The following is a 17,022-nucleotide window of genomic DNA, read 5'->3' as shown; positions in this document are numbered from 1 at the left end:
AAAAAGAGGGATTTTCCCTCTTGATATCATGATTTGATGCTTGTAGTTGCAATTATCTGCAACTACAAATCTATTACTCTTGAATAGCTGCTGAAATCTCTTCTTGAGTTTCCGTTGCTGCTAGAATCTCTTCTTGAGTTTCCGTTGCTGCTGGAATCTCTTCCTCAATTTCCATTGCTGATGGAATCTCTTCCTCAATTTCCATTGCTGATGGAATCTCTTCCTCAATTTCCATTGCTGATGGGATATCTTCTTCAGCTAAAGCTTCCACAGCTTCCACCGATGCAGCAGGCGCAGCCGCAGCACCCTGCTGTTTAGCTAGCAGCTGTTCCCGATACTTAGCTGCCATTTCTTCAGCCTTATCGTAAACCAAATCACGGTTCTTAATCATATCACCGGGTTCGGGTTCCAACTGTTTAGTAGACAGAGAAATCCGACCTCTTTCTGCATCCAAGTCAATGATCATGACTTTTACTTCATCATTGACATTGAACACACTATGGGGTGTATCAATATGCTCGTGAGATATTTCCGAGATGTGCAATAGTCCGCTGACGCCACCGATGTCGATGAAGGCACCATAAGGCTTGATACCGCGAACAGTACCAATCACCACCTCGCCAACTTCCAAGCGGTTCATCTTACGCTCAACCAGCGCCCGACGGTGGGAGAGAACTAGGCGGTTACGTTCTTCATCTACTTCTAGGAATTTCAATGGTAGTTCTTCACCTACCAATTCTTCTTTCGGTTTGCGAGTACTGATGTGAGAACCGGGGATAAAGCCGCGCAGTCCCTCAATTCTTACCAATGCTCCACCACGATTAGTCGCAAACACGCCAGAACGAACAGTAGCATCTTCTGCTTGCAACTGCCGTACTCGCTCCCAAGCACGCATATATTCAATCCGACGAATCGAGAGGGTTAGCTGACCATCTTCGTTTTCATCGGTGAGAATGAAAAATTCCCGTGTTTCGTTTGATTGTAAGACTTCTTCCGGGCTATCCACCCGGTTAATAGACATTTCTTGTATGGGTATATATGCTGCTGTTTTAGCACCAATGTCAATCAGAGCGCCGCGCGGCTCTATACTGAAGACAGTTCCTGGCACAATGTCACCAGGGCTAAAGTGATAATCGTATTTGTCAAGTAGAGCAGCGAAATCTTCGTGAGTAAATCCAATTTCTGTAGCGGTTAAGTTCTGATTGACCATGCTGATTCGTTCCTGGTTCTAGTCTCCGTAAAGGTTTTGCCACAACTCTCGATGTATTTGCAAGCGCTTCATATAGTAGTCTACACTTACATCCGTTTTTATCGTAGCGCAGAAAAGCTAGTATTATCACATATTAACTTCCAGATAGAAAATTATATCACAAATCAAAAAATTATTAAAAGGTAACAGGTAAAAGGTAACAGGTAAAAGGTAACAGGTAAAAGGTAACAGGTAAAAGGTAACAGGTAATGGGTAATGGGTAATGGGTAATGGGTAATGGGTAATGGGTAATGGGTAATGGGTAATGGGTAATGGGTAATGGGTAATAGGCAAGAGGCGAGAGGCAAGAGGTAAGAGGCAAGAGGTAAGAGGCAATATTTGAGGATTTTAAAAAATACACAAACGCGAATATCCGTTGCTACCATGCTCAGTAACAACGGATAGAAGGTTTATTTTTCCTTAGAAGTCTGGTGTTAACCTACTTATCTTTTTTCTCAAAGCGAGGCGGTTCGCGAAATGCGATCGCAAAAAAGAGAACACCTACGGCCAAGGTCAAAATCAAGATGTATGCAACGCTTTCCATATTATAAGTTCCTATTTATCTAGCTAGCGACATTTAGTGTACCAAGCCTAGGGATTGGGAAAAAGGTAATTGGTAACTGGTAATTGGGAAAAAGGTAATTAGTAAAAACTATTACCCATTACCCATCACCCATTACCCATTACCTAGACGTTAGAGAGCTTCCTTCCGGCGGCGGGTTGACTTGTCACCCACTTTCTGGAACAGACCCCACTCAACTTGTTCTTCCAGATCCGCCTCAACACCAGCAAACACATCTCGGTAGATTGTCCGAGAGCCATGCCAGAGGTGACCGAAGAAGAATAGTAGAGCAAATACAGCGTGTCCAAAGGTAAACCAACCTCTAGGACTGGTGCGGAATACACCATCAGAGTTCAAGGTTTCCCGGTCAAATTCAAAGATTTCACCGCCTTGAGCCTTACGGGCATACTTCTTCACGTCAGCTGGTTCTGTAAAGGTTTTGCCATTCAGATCGCCGCCGTAGAAGCTGACAGTAACGCCAGATTGTTCAAAGCTATACTTAGATTCTGCCCGACGGAAAGGAATATCAGCGCGGATAACTCCATCTTTGTCGGTCAGAATCACTGGGAAGGTTTCAAAGAAGTTGGGCAGACGACGCACGGTCAACTCCCTACCTTCAGAATCTTTGAATACCGCGTGGCCTTGCCAAGACTGAGCAATGCCATCGCCCTTGTCCATAGCACCTGTGCGGAATAGACCGCCTTTAGCGGGGCTATTACCTACATAATCAAAGAAAGCAAGTCTTTCGGGAATTTTTGCCCAAGCTTCTTCCAGGGTGTCGCCTTGAGCAACGCTAGTTTGGACGCGGCGCTCAATTTCCTGACGGAAGTAGCCCTGATCCCATTGATAACGGGTAGGACCAAACAATTCAATTGGGGTGGTAGCGTTACCGTACCACATAGTACCAGCTACGATGAAAGCGGCGAAGAAAACCGCAGCAATACTGCTAGAAAGTACTGTTTCGATGTTACCCATCCGCAGGGCCTTGTAGAGCCTTTCAGGGGGGCGAACTGAGAGGTGGAATAAACCAGCGATAATGCCAACAACACCAGCGGCAATGTGGTGAGCCACAACGCCACCAGGGTTAAATGGGTTAAACCCAGCAGGACCCCATTCTGGTGCTACTGGCTGGATGCTGCCAGCTACACCAAAGGCGTCAGAAACCCACATCCCCGGGCCGAATAGTCCGGTGAGGTGAAAAGCACCAAAACCAAAACAGAGAAGACCAGATAAGAACAGGTGAATGCCAAACATTTTTGGCAAGTCTAGGGCAGGTTCACCAGTGCGGGGGTCTCTAAAGAGTTCCAAATCCCAGTAAACCCAGTGCCAAACAGCAGCTAGGAATAACAGACCAGAAAGAACAATGTGAGCCGCAGCAACGCCTTCAAATGACCAGAAACCAGGATCGGTTGCTTGTGCAGTTGTTACGCTCCAACCACCCCAAGATTCGGTGACGCCCAAACGTGACATGAAGGGGAGAACGAACATCCCTTGGCGCCACATTGGGTTAAGAACTGGATCACTGGGGTCGTAGATAGCCAGTTCGTATAGTGCCATCGAACCGGCCCAGCCTGCTACCAAAGCAGTGTGCATCAAGTGTACAGAAATCAGCCGACCTGGATCGTTCAGAACGACTGTATGTACTCGGTACCAGGGTAGTCCCATTGACTACGCTCCTCCTCGATGAATTATGTTTACAAAGCAAGTTTCTTACCGAGGTTTACCAAGGACGGAATCCGCCACTTAGAGAACTCTCTGAGTTTTTGTTATTGCCAATGTCCTGACTCTTACCACAGCTTAAGTCTTAATGAGTTAGAAGTTGTGGCTGGTTTGGCAATGCTTATTCGCTTTACTTAGCTCTATCCTGTGAAGATGCGCGCCTTTGGCGGGCGCTTTGCGCCATCGCCTTTTAGCCCCAGCGGGTTCAGAATGAAGACGTTTGGGCGATAGGACGTGCTAGCTTTCAGGAAATCGCCTGTTGGGCGTCTACGCAATTACCAAGCAAAAATGAGAATGTTTTAAAAAGTGTAACTATTGATGGCACTGTTTGCAAGCGTGTAAATAGATGCGACTACGTAGCTTGTCGCCTGAATTTCTCCACAAATCTCTGTCAGAGATGAAATTTTCTGATTTTTTATGAGTTGGAGGCATTGGAAATTGGGCAAAGAAATAAATTCTTCTCCCCTTGTCTTCCTTCTCCCCCTGCCCCCTGGCCCCTACCGAAAGCTACTGCACCATCAATTGGATGTTTTGCAACTGACACTTTGCCGAGGCTGCACCTAGGCGTTCGATTACCTGCTCGGCATTTATCAAACGCTTAAGCACGACTTGGCCAATGGCATCACTAGCGCTTACTGGTGTGATTGGCTTGACTTCTACGGTTAAAATTGCATCTTCAACTCGGTAAAGCCAGAGCAATTCGTTCTCTTCCATTAGACAAATATTCAATTGCTGAATATCTGGTTGGCGTCGCCATGCGGTTATCTGCCATAGTCCATCAGATGCCCACACTCTGCCAATTGCCCATCCCTCAGATAGAAAGAAATACTTCACTGTCTTGGTCTCACTTTTAGACTCTCAATTTGCGGTTCAGAATATGAACATCATCTCAGTCGCTGATGTATAAAAAACGAGATGCGTAAGTAAAGCCATGTAGCGCTCACCCAAGTAGCAACAGGCAAAACCCCTGCTGTACGACTATTGAGCTACTATCCAAGCTTGACCAACCTATTACCTGATAACTATGAATTTACGACAAATTTAGCCTATGTTGGCAATTTTAATTAAATAAAAACTTTTCCTTAATCAACCTAGGTCGAACTCTATATTTACGTTAATATTTTGGTCACTAAACAGACTAAATTACCGACTGTTTATCGCACTACCCTATCTTAAATAAACTTAAATGTAAAGTTTAGTAACCAGAATAAGATTTTTGACTAAGAGGATGTCTGATTCGTATCAAAATTGATCGATATCCCCCTAAATCCACGCCAGTCGCTCATGGGGGAGACCCCCTTTCCCCGCGCCGGCTCCCCTAGCCAAGGGGGACTTTGAGAAGTTTTTGCCTGCCTTGGCTAGGGGGGTTGGGGGGATCTACGAGTGTTTTATTTATCACAAACAACTTTTCAGACAACCTCTAAGATGCCTAGGGTAAACGCCATTAAATTTAAATAGCGAGGGTTCGAGGAAAGTATCTACAACAGATTCTCCCGATTACGGACACAGTTATATTGAGTTGTGTCTGGCTACATAACAGAATGTGTTGCCTGAACTTAATGAATTATGAAAAATTTAGCATCAGAGTCACAGATATAGTAAGATTACTGACCGCTAATTAAATAAAATTTGATTCTATGACTTGGTTTTCTTTGTCCATGAGACAGTGGAGTCGGATTACAAAATTCCTATCTTTTTTCTGTCTATGTTTATTTTTGATTGTTAGTTGCACTCCTCGCCCACAGACAACTACCCCAGCATCTGGTTCTGTGAATACTCCCCTTGGTGATGGTCGCATTACTGTGGGTACGACATCAAAGCCCAGAACCCTTGATCCGGCTGATGCCTATGAACTGGCATCTTTGGGTTTAGTATTTAATATGAGCGATCGCCTTTACACCTACGAACCGGGAAGCACAGAAATTAAGCCCCAACTGGCGACAGCATTACCCAAAGTCAGTCAAGATGGTTTAACTTACACTATTCCCCTACGTCAGGGAGTAATTTTTCATGATCAAACTCCCTTCAACGCCAAAGCAATGGAGTTTAGCATCCAGCGCTTTATCGAAAATAAGGGTAAACCCTCGTTCTTGCTATCCGATGCGGTGGCTTCGGTGAAAGCCACTGGCGATAATGAGTTAACCATCAAGCTGAAAAAACCCTTTGCGGCGTTTCCTTCTCTGCTGGCTTTTTCTGGAGTGTGTGCAGTTTCACCCAAAGCTTACGAAATTGGCGCTGGCAAATTTAAGCCGAATATCTTTGTGGGGACTGGCCCTTACAAATTAGCCCAGTATGGCACTGATTCACTGAGATTTGACGTGTTCGATAAATATTGGGGGGAAAAACCAGCCAATAAAGGCGTCAACGTGCAAATCCAAACCAGTCCAGTTAATTTGTTTAATGCCTTCCGTACTGGTGCAATGGATGTGGTTTACTTGTCTCTGGAACCTGATCAAATTCGCAGCTTAACTAAAGATGCAACCAATGATAAATGGCAGGCAATCAGCGCTAAGGGTAGCGTAGTCAGTTATCTGGTGTTGAACCGGAATCAGAAGCCGTTGGATAAACCAGAGGTTCGGAGTGCGATCGCATCCTTAATAGATCGTCCCCTAATTATGGAACGCGCTTTATTTGGTCAAGCTGATCCACTTTACAGCATGATTCCCACCACCTTTGATGTTTCTCAGCCATTATTTAAAGATAAATATGGTGATGGTAACATTGAGCAGGCTAAAAAATCCTTAACTGCTGCTGGTTTCTCCAAAGAAAATCCGGCAAAGGTACAAATTTGGTATCCTTCAAGTTCACCAACTCGCAGTTTAGCAGCGCAAACAATTAAAGCCCTGGCTGATACAAAGTTGGATGGAATGCTGCAATTTGAAGTCAAACCCGCAGAATCGGCTACTTTCTTTAAAGAAGGCCCCAAAGGTTTATATCCGGCAACTTTGCTTGATTGGTATCCAGACTTTTTAGATCCAGATAACTACGTGCAACCATTTTTATCTTGTTCAAAAGGTTCGGTCGATAAAGGATGCGAAGATGGTGGTAGTCAGGGTCAGGGTTCGTTTTACTATAGCGAAGCTGTAAATAAGCTAATTGATCAGGAACGCAAGGAACAAAACCCCGAAGCTAGAAAGAAGATATTTACCGATATTCAAGCCCAAGTAGTGACTGATTTACCTTATATTCCTTTATGGCAAAACAAAGACTTTGTATTTGCCCAAAAAGGTGTGAGCGGTGTCCAACTTGACCCCACCCAAAACTTGATTTATAAGACTATTAAAAAGTAGTCATTAGTCATTAGTCATTGGTCATTAGTCATTGGTCATTAGTCATTGGTCATTGGCATTAACTTTTGACCATTGACTCTTAAATTTTGAATTTTGTATCCCTTACGGGAGCCGTAGGCTCTATTTTGAATTTTGAATTGTTATGTCTCGTTCTAAAGCTTTACAATATTACATTGTCTCCCGTTTGCTGCTGGCGCCACTTCAGCTATTAACTATCATTACAATAGTCTTTCTGTTACTCAGAGCAACACCGGGAGATCCAGCTGATGCAATTCTCGGTGGACGTGCGCCAGAAAGTGCTAAGGAGGAATTAAGAAAACAATTGGGTTTAGACCTGCCTATATGGTTACAGTATTTAAATTACTTGGGAAACATCCTGCGCTTTGATTTGGGAACTTCTTTAACGAGTCGGGGACAGAATGTTGGGGAGATAATTGGGCAATATTTCCCAGCGACGGTAGAGTTAGCTGTCTTTAGTATGGCGATCGCACTTGTCGTCGGTGTTACAGTTGGAACTGTGTCGGCTTCTCGTCCTGGAACATATCTTGATGTGGGTGGGCGGTTGTTTGGCGTTATCACCTACGCCATCCCGATGTTTTGGGCGGGTATGCTGTTGCAGTTGGTGTTCTCGGTTCAACTAGGTTGGTTCCCTAATTCCAACCGTTTTCCGCCAAATCTGCCGGCTCCCTCTGCTATCACTGGGCTGTATACAATTGATAGTCTGTTAAGTGGTAACATCAGCCAGTTTTTCACATCTTTGCATCATCTCGCCCTTCCGAGTCTCACCTTGGGAATATTACTCAGCAGTATTTTTGAGCGAATTGTGCGCGTGAATTTAGAGCAAACCCTAGAAGCGGATTATGTAGAAGCGGCTAGAGCGAGGGGAATTAGTGAAAATAAGATTTTAGTCTCCCATGCCTTGAAGAATGCCTTAATCCCCGTAATTACGGTGTTGGGGTTAACTTTTGCTTCTCTGCTAGGTGGGGCGATTTTAACTGAGGTGACGTTTTCCTGGCCTGGGTTAGCGAATCGATTGTATCAAGCCATCTCAGACCGCGATTATCCTACTGTACAGGGGGTTTTAGTCTTTTTCGGTGCGATCGTTGTTAGTGCCAGCATTTTAATTGATATTTTAAATGCTTATGTAGATCCACGAATTCGCTATTAATTAAAGTTCGTAGTTAGCACTCTCCGTGCTAATTGTCAGATTAACAGGACTTACACCACAATAAAAACCGTCAAACTCTATAGTTTAGCGGTTTTTTTATTTTTGGGGTGAAGTATCTTGGCGACTGGATGGCTAGCACTGTCACTTGTATCGGTGATGGGCATGACGGCATTTGGAATATCGTTGTTTGACATTTCTTTAAAAAGTGAGATGCTCCCAACTTGCATCTACCAAGTTTCAAGAGTTTTGGGATGATTAACCTTATTGTCCCCAATTATCTGACCCATCTCCCCCGAAAAAAATCGCTTTCCCAACACTATACTTTTGGTTTAGTTTTCTCTAACTTGGGTTAGAGGGTTAAGTCTTAGAACTTATCATAATGATGTGTATATCCGAATGGTATTTAAGATACGCTTAAGTACAATACAATACCCGTGAATTAAATTGATTCAAATCGGGAAAGCCTTGTTTAGCAAGGGATACAAGTTTTAGGTGAAGGGGTAAATCTAGCAAGCGTGTCATGAGGGGCAAGATAGACAGAAAGTATTGCTGCTGTCGGTGGAAGGATAAGATTGCCGTTTTTACGTGCTTATGCTTCCAATTGATTTCGGCAAAATTATGCTTCCAAATAAACAAGCGTGCCATTCATTCCGGTATAGATCATGTTCATTCATAGCCGAGAGAGCTTTGAACATCACGTAAAGTCTTCTTAGCATACCAACTCAGCATGACTCCTGGCCTAGTGAGAAGCTTAGTCACCCTAGCTTGAGTCGGCTTGTGTCCTGTTTCATGAAGAAATTGAGCAATATCAATAATTTCTTGGCATATGCGTTCTCTTTTCTCTTGCCCACTAGCTTTCTGGTACTCTTTATACCGCTTAGAGATTTCGCGAGAAAGTTCAGAGAAATATCGGTATAAATAGCTGTTATTTTTATAGCCAAGTCGTCGATTAATGGAAAGAAGTGAAGGAGGTGGAAATTCTTTGAGTGCTGCTTCCAGAATAGGTTGTATTTTTTGCTGTTGACTTACCTTTCTGTACTCAGTATGTCTAATTTTTATTTCCTCACATAAAGAAGGAAAATGATATTGTAGAACTAAAGGACGATATCTCAAACGAAGTGCCACATTTTCCAAAGAAGGTGCAAGATATTCCTTGAGTACCTCTGTTAGAACTACATTTAAAACTTGTTTTCTCTCCAAATCTAAGTGCTTATAAGATTTTCTTGGCTGCTTAACTACATTCAGTTCCGTTTCCAGAAAAATGTTTTTTGAGTCAGCTAATAATACGTCTGTTGTTAAGAAATCTAACAGCGATATTTCCAAATAGTGAGTTAAAACCAAAAGATTATCAATTTGAGGTATTACTTCTCCTTTACACCACAAACCAATTGTTGCCTTATTCATCCCAGATTGCCGAGAAAATGCAGGGATACTAGATTTCAAAACTTGCAAAATGTAGGTAGAAATTGTATTACTAACTTTCTGAAGATTAGGAGGAGAATTGAGAGTAGGTGTTACTGCAACTAGCTCTCCCAAATTGTTAACTATATTCAATTGCCGATTCTGTTCTGCTTCTGACTTTATCTGGCTTGTGACAACAGTTTTGTGTCGGTTATTTCCCAGCCATTTACCACATTTATTACAGTGTCCGGTTCGGGAGTCCCCAGAAATTGTCAGTTGTTGTTGATGACAGTAAGGACACTGCTCTTGCAACGGTTGATGATGGTAAGGACAGACTTGGGCAGTATTGATAGACCAGAGAAGTGGTTCATAAACGCTTGTGTGATTGTCATGCCATTCTTGGTAGCATTTGGGACACCAAGCCCGGTGACGACGGAGCAAGCCTCTTTTAGAAATGACCTGCGCCCAAGGTAACAGGGTAAGGTAGTGCAAGTCCAAACGCCTAGTTAGAGCAGACATTGCACCCACAAGATTAGTTGCCATCAACCCTGTTCCATTAAACGCTGTTCTATCTCTGCCAGTCCCAAATACTTTGCTAATACTTTCATCTTGCAATTTTGCTTCTTTGCCCATAAGTGGGGCAATTTCGGTTATAGTCAACCGTCTAACAGTGACGCAATGTTCATGAGCAAGTCTTTGCACATAGCCTGTTAAGCTTTCTACATCAGGAGTTCCTATACCAATTGGCTCTAGATGATATAAGCGACTTCTTTGTGGGATGGCAGTTTTCTCAATATCCCACGACGGGTAAAGTTTGAGCGTCTCGGAGAGCATATTACTGATTGCCTACTTGATGCCGCTTGGGTTTGGGTTGTCCAGGTTTTCTTCTTAAACGTCCTTTTTGAGTACCTAATTGTAGAGTTTTCAATGTCTGTGACTCCGAATCATCTGCAACGGCTCCTAAAGATGGCAAACCAAGTTCTGCACGCAGTTGAGAAACTTCTGCTTCAATTTGTGCATGATTGTTTTCACCTTCCTTAATTTTCTTGAGAATGTTCCGGCATTGGGCAACAGATAGGGCACGCCGTTCTAAATGTTGAATTTTAACGGTGTTCGCACCTTCAGTCATGGCATCGAAGAGCGCATTCTGAAACCAATTTTTGAGAATCCCTACGCAGCCGAGACTTCGCTCATAACAGTAATCCCAATGAGAAACTAAATCCGGCTCCTCAACAAGGGGCATATTCAGTTGAAAACCCCACACCACGCTTTGAAATATCTCCCTGTCCTGGGTGCAGTCAGCACGGTAGCGGGGAAAGTGTACATAGGCACTACGCCGACTCAATTGATCCCCTACATCGTGTAAGGTGAGCAGTTCATAGGTGCCAACTAACCCATGCACAACACTTGTTCTATTGGCAAGGGACTTAATAGCTTCTGGTAAATCTGTGAGCTTGCGCCCGGAAGCTATCATCAGCATGTGATGAGCTTCATCAATAAAAAAAATTTTGGGTTTACGATGCTTGAGAGCTTGTTCTAATGCCCATCCCAAGTCAGTTTCAATAACTTTTGATTCAATAACAATTTGCCCATTGCTATTACGATATATACCTCGCGTCCCATAGTCTATTTTCTGGTCAATTAATGGTTCATGAAGGGCAAATAAGCAGCGTTTGATATGATCTTTTGAATTGAAAAGTCCAGATTTTTGAACTACTGCCTCAACTGATGCAACTGGCAACCAACCTCTGTCAGCTTCTAATTCGTGTTGGTTCGTCTCAATCAGCCACTTTTCAATCAGCAGCCGCAGGGTTGTTTTACCAACTCCAGTTGGCCCGTAAATAAAAATAACTCGTGATTCACCAGAATTACTAACCAAAAGCTTGAGTAAATTGAAGGTTTCTTCTAACCGAGGGTGTGCCATTGTATAGTTATCGAAGAAAGCCAACCGCACTAGCGGTGATTGCAACAGTAGAGATTGAGGGAATTTAGAGGATTTAGACATGATTAATAAGAATCGAAAGATTGAAGCCGATGAGGTTTAATCGCTATATTTTCGGATGTAGGAGACGATTCTGAGTTATTATTGTTAATCTCTTCTGCGATATTCAATTGCTCCAAAAAACTTTCTTTTTGCCTGACTCCATTAATAACTTGAAATACTTCCTTACCTTGAGCATCTCGCAAACGTTGCGTGAGTAAAACTTCCTCTGCTTCAGCAGTTGATAAAAATTCCGCTAACTTTTTAGCTCTCACTGTTAATTGTTTGTCATGGTTAGAGTTACGCTTTTGTAACTCAGCAGTCGCCAGCCAAATTTCTTTTTCTGAGCGTCCTTTGAAAATTGCATAATATTCACTAATACATTTAACCCATTGACCACGGATATAGGCATAGGCAATTCCAACATCAAACGGGTCATATCTGGCTTCTACATCAGTTTTCTGGATTAAAGGGTCACGAAAGGCTGAATTCCAGTAGTGAATGCTCCTTATTTGTATCCCTTTAGCTGGATGCACTTTTACCTTCCCGGATTGTGTCGTTGGTAAGGTTAAAATTCTCCAGGTTTCGTCATTAGGTATTAGTCGGTGAGCGCGACTTCCGTACTGGGATATTCCTGAAGTAAAAGCCTGTTTTGGAGAAATTCCTAATGCCGGATGTTCTGTTGTGTCGTACTCAGAGTAAGCCCATTCGCAGAGATATAAATACAATAAGCCAAGTGTCCAAACTGCCAAATTTTTAGGATTGACAGATTTGGTCATCAACCTAATTTTTTTAGTAATCTGTGTATTACCAGCCAAGTTGTAGAGCAACTGGGTGTTTGCCGTTCCAAATAGGCGTTCACAAACTCCACTAAATCGAGAAGCAGCAGGAGGACGATGTTTGAGTGTACACTCAAACAAAGCCAACAAGCTCTCAAAATAGTTACTGTGAAACTCTTTGCCGTTGTCCGTCACAATTATTTGGGGTAGGCGAGAGTGACGCATCACGCAAATCCGCAGCACCATCATGCAGCTGCGGTAGCTGGGAGGGTCAAAAGTCAAATAAACCGCCAGTATTGAACGACTGTAAGCATCCACCAAAAATGTTGCCCAAGGTCTGCCAAGAACTTGACCTGTAAGTGAACACCGTAACTCTATATCCATTTTTGTGTGGTCAATATGACCAACCTCAAAAGGGCGGTCTCCGTGACGCGGTGTCGTTAGCTCTAATTCCCAGTAAAAAGGTTTTTGTGGGTAGGCAGCCCGATGTCCAACGCGTGCCTTTGTCTGTTCCCAACCACTACGCCGTTTTATTTCGTTAATAAATGTTTTGTAGCTGGGAATTTGGTCTGGGGAAATTCCGGCGCTTACACAGGCATTGCTAAAAGCTCCATAGACTTCATACTTGCGCTTCTGTTTGTGCGTTTCGTAGGCTTGTGTTATGAACTTGTCTATTAATTCTAAGGTCTGTTGGGGTAGCTTTCGGTTGCGGTTGCCTTTTTTATTAGAGCAACTCAAAAGCCCGATATACCCATAGCCGAATTTTTGTTGTGCTTGCCGATATTTGGTTAACCAATCCCTTAAGGTACGTTCTGATATTGTGGAATTCTCTAGTGGTTGTCCCAGCAATATTGGTTCAATACTTCTGTAGCGGTGATTAGCCTCTTCTAAATCTTTTGAACTGGCTTGGAGCAGAATAGACTTTATTTGGTCATCGTTACAGTTGGACTGTTGGAGTTGAGAAGCTGTGATTTTTCCTTGCCGAATTTTACTTTCAAACTCAGAAATGGGCAAATCAATAAAGTCTCCTTCTCTGGCACGCAAAGTAATCTCGGTATGACCAATTTGAACCACGTTGTAGCTTTGACCATCCCAATTAATTGGCGTGTTGGGAATCAAATTTATAACTGGGGAACTGATAGAATCAGCGATGGTCTGCGACGAAACCATCAAGTTGTAAGTTGTTCCCGAAAGTTGGTCACAAAAAACTCTGCACCGTTCTGGCTCAACCAAGAGGGTTGCCTTTAAATCCACATAAATTTTTTCAGTGGCAACCAGTTGGTAAATTTCATCTGCACTAACTTTATTAGCTTTATATAGCAATTCCCGAAGAGTTATTCCAGGTTGTTCCTGAATTATTGCTCTTATAAGTTGTGTTTGATTCGGATTTATACTATCAACACAATTTCGGTAATAGTCTTCTAGGAAGGTAATGTTGCGATATAGAACCCAATTAATTTGGTCATCTGACTGGATGTGAAAGTCAAATCCAAACTGCGCTGCGTGTTCAGATGCTGGTGGCGAATACCACTTCAAATCTTCTCCCTTACTGTAACGATGGGGGTGTTTAAAAATCAGCGATTTGAGTTCACTTAGAGTTTTACACTCTACCCAACCAGCACTGTTTGTTCTGATGACAAAAAAGTCTGGGGTGTAAAAGAATCCAATATTTCGCCCAGAGACTCCTTGATAATTAATCTTGAATGCAGGGGGTTGGTCGTAAAATTCTAAGATATCTTCATCATGCTCCAGTGAGTAAATGAAGGGAAGCTCGACTTTGTGGGACTCAAATTGGATGGTTTGCCCCATCTTTTTACTGGGGTAAAAACCTGACACATTTTTTCTCCCTCCTCCTACACGCCGTGCAGGTTCTTTTGAACGGATGTCGGCGAGAGTTTTGCGCCCTAGTAGCGATAGGTTTTGACGACTACACCAGCTATCAAACTCGTCAGGTGTGAGCATTTTTTCTCCCCCTGAAATTTGAATTGAAGACGCAACTCACAACATATGTCTTGTTGTTATAGCAGTGGTAGGAGTGCTGTCACCCAATTCATTGCTCTCGACACTGGTCTGAGCGCTTCAGTTCATTGTAATTCTTACTACCGATTTGAAATCTTAAGAAAGTACATTTTTGGCAAGCTTATGGTAACAATTTTGCTTGACGGCAATATTATGGTTCTAATTGCTGAAAAATGACTAAAAGTGTCTAACGGACACATCAGCATTTCAGCCACTGTAGCGGCAATATTATGGTTCCAGGCGTGGCAATCTTATCCTTCCACCGACAGCTGCATATACTTTTTAGCTATAGTTTCCTATAAAATAATCTAGACCTAATTCGTACTCATCTACCAAAGTCATAACCAGGGTAGAACGAAAAAAATAAAGGTTTTAGCCATGTTCTGTCATATTACAAACTGAGGTTTTGTACTACTTGCCCCTGTTAAAATGCTCGCTAGACTAACCCCAGAATGGGATACTTCTTCACTGTGCTAACAAAATCAAGTAATAGTAATGCGGCGTTTGAGATGATTTTGAAAAATCTAGGTAACAGAGATGACAAATGAAACTCCAAATACCGAAACACAGAGATTCGATAGAGAAATTCCCCTCATTATCATCGACAAGTTTAGACCATTAAATGTGGACGATGAGGTTGAAATTCCTGGCTACATTGCTATCAGTACTGCAACAAACAATGCTGAAGATGACGAGCGTGAATCACTTTTAACAAATCTGAATTTGAGTGTAGATTCTCCTGACACAAGGGATGACGAGCGTGAATCACTTTTAACAAATCTGAATTTGAGTGTAGATTCTCCTGACACAAGGGCTGAAAATTTTGCTTTCCAGACAGAAAATTATCTTCAAGAGATTGCTCAAAGACTATCGAAGGTTAACATAAATGATCCTGAAATTGTCATTGCAGTACATGGATTTAATAATAATTATAATAGTGTACGAGCTTGGTATAAAGATATTCACCGTTATATTAATGCTGATCCTACTATTAATAGAAGGGATGTTATTTTTATTGGCTATCGGTGGCCTTCAGAGAACTTTATAGATCATCTAATACTTAGTATCGTTCATGCATTTGAAGCTTTACCTATTTTGCCAAGAAATATTTTTTTTGCTGGACTATTAATTAGTTTACTGTTGTTAACTATTTTAATAATTTTTTATAAAAAAATTCTAATTTTTGCCTTCGGATTAACTACTATTATAACCTCACTCATTCTTACCCTAATTATATTGAGGTTGGTAGTCTACTTCCGGGATTGTTATCGAGCTGCTTATTTTGGAACTCCTGACTTGGTAGAGCTAGTCAGGCAACTTGATCGTGTTATCTTCCAGCGTAACCCAAATAATAAAGTAAAATTAAGTTTTCTAGGGCATAGTCTGGGCTGCTCAGTAATAACTAACGCCATTCGCATTCTTTCCGATGCCTTTGACCCTCTATCAATCGGTAATCTCAACCCTTATCGAACTGAGAAACGACCAACCAATAAGATTGGGCGGATTTTCCAACTTGAAAGGCTTATTCTTGTTGCTCCCGACATTCCTGTAGAGTCAGTTATTCCTCGACGTTCAAACTTCTTGCGTTCAGCAATCCGACGTGTTAAAGAGGCCCACGTATTCACTAATGAAGGAGATCTTGCACTGAGACTAGCGTCTACTGCTGCGAACTACTTTAGTTTTCCAGCCAAGACTCGCTTTAGCGGCTATCGTCTCGGTAATCTGACAGTGAAACACTTCAACAACTCTGAAGACAAGTCAGGTAACTTTCCACAATATGGGATCATCAATTCATTCAATAGCCTTCCCTTCAAGCATCTTGAAATCCGCTCCTCAAACACCGAACATAGGAATTTAGAAGAGACGCCTTTCTATCCTTGGGTTGCCAACAATCTGAATGATGTAACTAACCGCCTTAGCTACTATGACTGCACTGACTATTTTGACTTTAGTGATCTAGATCTAATAAATGTAAATGTCCAAAGAAGTATTGTCAGCCTAGCAGTTAGTAAACCTTCTCTCAACTTGCTTGATTATGGCAAACTTCTCTTTGCTTACGTCCGAAATACCTTTAATTCTAAGGTTGGTGTGGATACTCATGGTGGTTATTTCCATGGGGAATTCGGTAAAAAACTAATTTATCGTCTTGCTTTTGTCGGATTTCGTCAACTATGCACATCACTACGGCCACAAACGCTTCATCAAGTATGTCAAGAGAAGAAAATTCAAGTTGTCCTCTCTCATCGGGATTGACTTCTCTATCGGCTCTATTATAGAATCTAATACTAGAAGCTTGTTGCTTGACAGCTTTAAACCCTTACAGAAAAGGGCTTTCATGATTTCCACGTGCATTATTTGATAATAATGTCAGTGGCTCCACCATAAAATAGGCGGAAGAACCGGATTTCTTACAACTCTAGAACTTCGCGTGCGAGTAGCATTGGAACTAAAATGTACGCTGACGATTGATTCCTGTGATAACAATAAAACTCCTGCCTTCTTCAATGCCTAATGAACACCATTTACAGCAGTTCCCGGTGTTATGAGGTACAATAGCAGCAATTAGCAAACCAGTTTTTTAAATGTTCAGGATTTATTAAGTTGAGTGCAACTGAGATTACTGTATCAACCATTTCTGTTGTAGTTGGAGCAACCCTGTGTAAAAAAGATTTGAGTTGTGACCGCCACAATTCAATTGGATTAAAATCGGGAGAGTATGGGGCTCAACAAATAACAGTTGCACCGACAGCTTCAATTATTGGTTCAATTGATGCTAGTTTATGGGCGGATAAGTTATCCATAACTACTACCGCTTAAACCACTGTTTTATCAAATTGGACGCATTGAACCTGTA

11 protein-coding genes are annotated in these 17,022 nt (G+C 42.2%); 4 read left to right on the top strand and 7 right to left on the bottom strand.

Annotation, left to right across the window (positions count from 1 at the left end; all coding sequences use genetic code 11):
* Positions 1 to 73 precede the first annotated feature (73 nt).
* From CYLST_RS11915 to CYLST_RS11900, 4 genes are all read right to left on the bottom strand, one after another.
* Positions 74 to 1,210 (bottom strand): 30S ribosomal protein S1, encoded by a 1,137-nt coding sequence (locus CYLST_RS11915; protein ID WP_015207973.1) that lies wholly within the window; start codon positions 1,208 to 1,210, stop codon positions 74 to 76.
* A gap of 478 nt (positions 1,211 to 1,688) precedes the next feature.
* The gene (locus CYLST_RS11910) at positions 1,689 to 1,793 is read right to left on the bottom strand and encodes a photosystem II reaction center protein T (RefSeq protein ID WP_015207972.1); all 105 of its coding nucleotides are present in this window, start codon (positions 1,791 to 1,793) and stop codon (positions 1,689 to 1,691) included.
* A gap of 150 nt (positions 1,794 to 1,943) precedes the next feature.
* Complete coding sequence (psbB, locus tag CYLST_RS11905) at positions 1,944 to 3,476, bottom strand: photosystem II chlorophyll-binding protein CP47 (RefSeq protein ID WP_015207971.1); 1,533 nt, start codon at positions 3,474 to 3,476, stop codon at positions 1,944 to 1,946.
* A gap of 561 nt (positions 3,477 to 4,037) precedes the next feature.
* Entirely contained in the window at positions 4,038 to 4,364 is a 327-nt protein-coding gene (locus CYLST_RS11900) for a hypothetical protein (protein WP_015207970.1), read from the bottom strand.
* 803 nt (positions 4,365 to 5,167) lie between these two features.
* On the opposite strand from CYLST_RS11900, the gene CYLST_RS11895 reads away from it, so the two are divergent.
* Positions 5,168 to 6,820, top strand: a complete 1,653-nt coding sequence (locus CYLST_RS11895) for an ABC transporter substrate-binding protein (RefSeq protein WP_041233076.1) — start codon at positions 5,168 to 5,170, stop codon at positions 6,818 to 6,820.
* A gap of 142 nt (positions 6,821 to 6,962) precedes the next feature.
* Positions 6,963 to 7,988, top strand: coding sequence for an ABC transporter permease (locus tag CYLST_RS11890; RefSeq protein WP_015207968.1), 1,026 nt, complete (start codon positions 6,963 to 6,965; stop codon positions 7,986 to 7,988).
* A gap of 666 nt (positions 7,989 to 8,654) precedes the next feature.
* Here CYLST_RS11890 and CYLST_RS11885 read toward each other — a convergent pair.
* The 3 genes from CYLST_RS11885 to CYLST_RS11875 are packed head-to-tail and all read right to left on the bottom strand — an operon-like array spanning position 8,655 to position 14,111.
* The gene (locus tag CYLST_RS11885; RefSeq protein WP_015207966.1) at positions 8,655 to 10,223 is read right to left on the bottom strand and encodes a TniQ family protein; all 1,569 of its coding nucleotides are present in this window, start codon (positions 10,221 to 10,223) and stop codon (positions 8,655 to 8,657) included.
* Position 10,224: 1 nt separating this feature from the next.
* Entirely contained in the window at positions 10,225 to 11,394 is a 1,170-nt protein-coding gene (locus CYLST_RS11880; RefSeq protein ID WP_015207965.1) for an AAA family ATPase, read from the bottom strand.
* A gap of 2 nt (positions 11,395 to 11,396) precedes the next feature.
* Positions 11,397 to 14,111: a TnsA endonuclease C-terminal domain-containing protein gene (locus CYLST_RS11875; protein ID WP_015207964.1), complete on the bottom strand. Its 2,715-nt coding sequence runs from the start codon at positions 14,109 to 14,111 to the stop codon at positions 11,397 to 11,399.
* Between the two features lie 594 nt (positions 14,112 to 14,705).
* Here CYLST_RS11875 and CYLST_RS11870 point away from each other — a divergent pair.
* A complete protein-coding gene (locus CYLST_RS11870; RefSeq protein ID WP_015207963.1) occupies positions 14,706 to 16,421 on the top strand; it encodes an alpha/beta hydrolase in 1,716 nt (571 codons plus the stop codon).
* 348 nt (positions 16,422 to 16,769) lie between these two features.
* Entirely contained in the window at positions 16,770 to 16,985 is a 216-nt protein-coding gene (locus CYLST_RS11865) for a hypothetical protein (protein WP_041233075.1), read from the top strand.
* Positions 16,986 to 17,022: the final 37 nt, after the last annotated feature.

The sequence above is a fragment of the Cylindrospermum stagnale PCC 7417 genome, assembly GCF_000317535.1.
In the GTDB taxonomy this organism is placed as follows: Bacteria; Cyanobacteriota; Cyanobacteriia; order Cyanobacteriales; family Nostocaceae; genus Cylindrospermum; species Cylindrospermum stagnale.
The sequence above is the reverse complement of the archived record's forward strand: the minus strand, read 5'-3'. Positions and strand labels throughout refer to the sequence as shown.

What these genes read in the sequence shown, in the direction of transcription:
- CYLST_RS11895 (WP_041233076.1), top strand. Translation starts at nt 5,168, where the DNA reads ATGACTTGGTTTTCTTTGTCCATGAGACAGTGGAGTCGGATTACAAAA.
- CYLST_RS11885 (WP_015207966.1), bottom strand. Translation starts at nt 10,223, where the DNA reads ATGCTCTCCGAGACGCTCAAACTTTACCCGTCGTGGGATATTGAGAAA.
- CYLST_RS11890 (WP_015207968.1), top strand. Translation starts at nt 6,963, where the DNA reads ATGTCTCGTTCTAAAGCTTTACAATATTACATTGTCTCCCGTTTGCTG.
- CYLST_RS11915 (WP_015207973.1), bottom strand. Translation starts at nt 1,210, where the DNA reads ATGGTCAATCAGAACTTAACCGCTACAGAAATTGGATTTACTCACGAA.
- CYLST_RS11880 (WP_015207965.1), bottom strand. Translation starts at nt 11,394, where the DNA reads ATGTCTAAATCCTCTAAATTCCCTCAATCTCTACTGTTGCAATCACCG.
- psbB (WP_015207971.1), bottom strand. Translation starts at nt 3,476, where the DNA reads ATGGGACTACCCTGGTACCGAGTACATACAGTCGTTCTGAACGATCCA.
- CYLST_RS11875 (WP_015207964.1), bottom strand. Translation starts at nt 14,111, where the DNA reads ATGCTCACACCTGACGAGTTTGATAGCTGGTGTAGTCGTCAAAACCTA.
- CYLST_RS11910 (WP_015207972.1), bottom strand. Translation starts at nt 1,793, where the DNA reads ATGGAAAGCGTTGCATACATCTTGATTTTGACCTTGGCCGTAGGTGTT.
- CYLST_RS11870 (WP_015207963.1), top strand. Translation starts at nt 14,706, where the DNA reads ATGACAAATGAAACTCCAAATACCGAAACACAGAGATTCGATAGAGAA.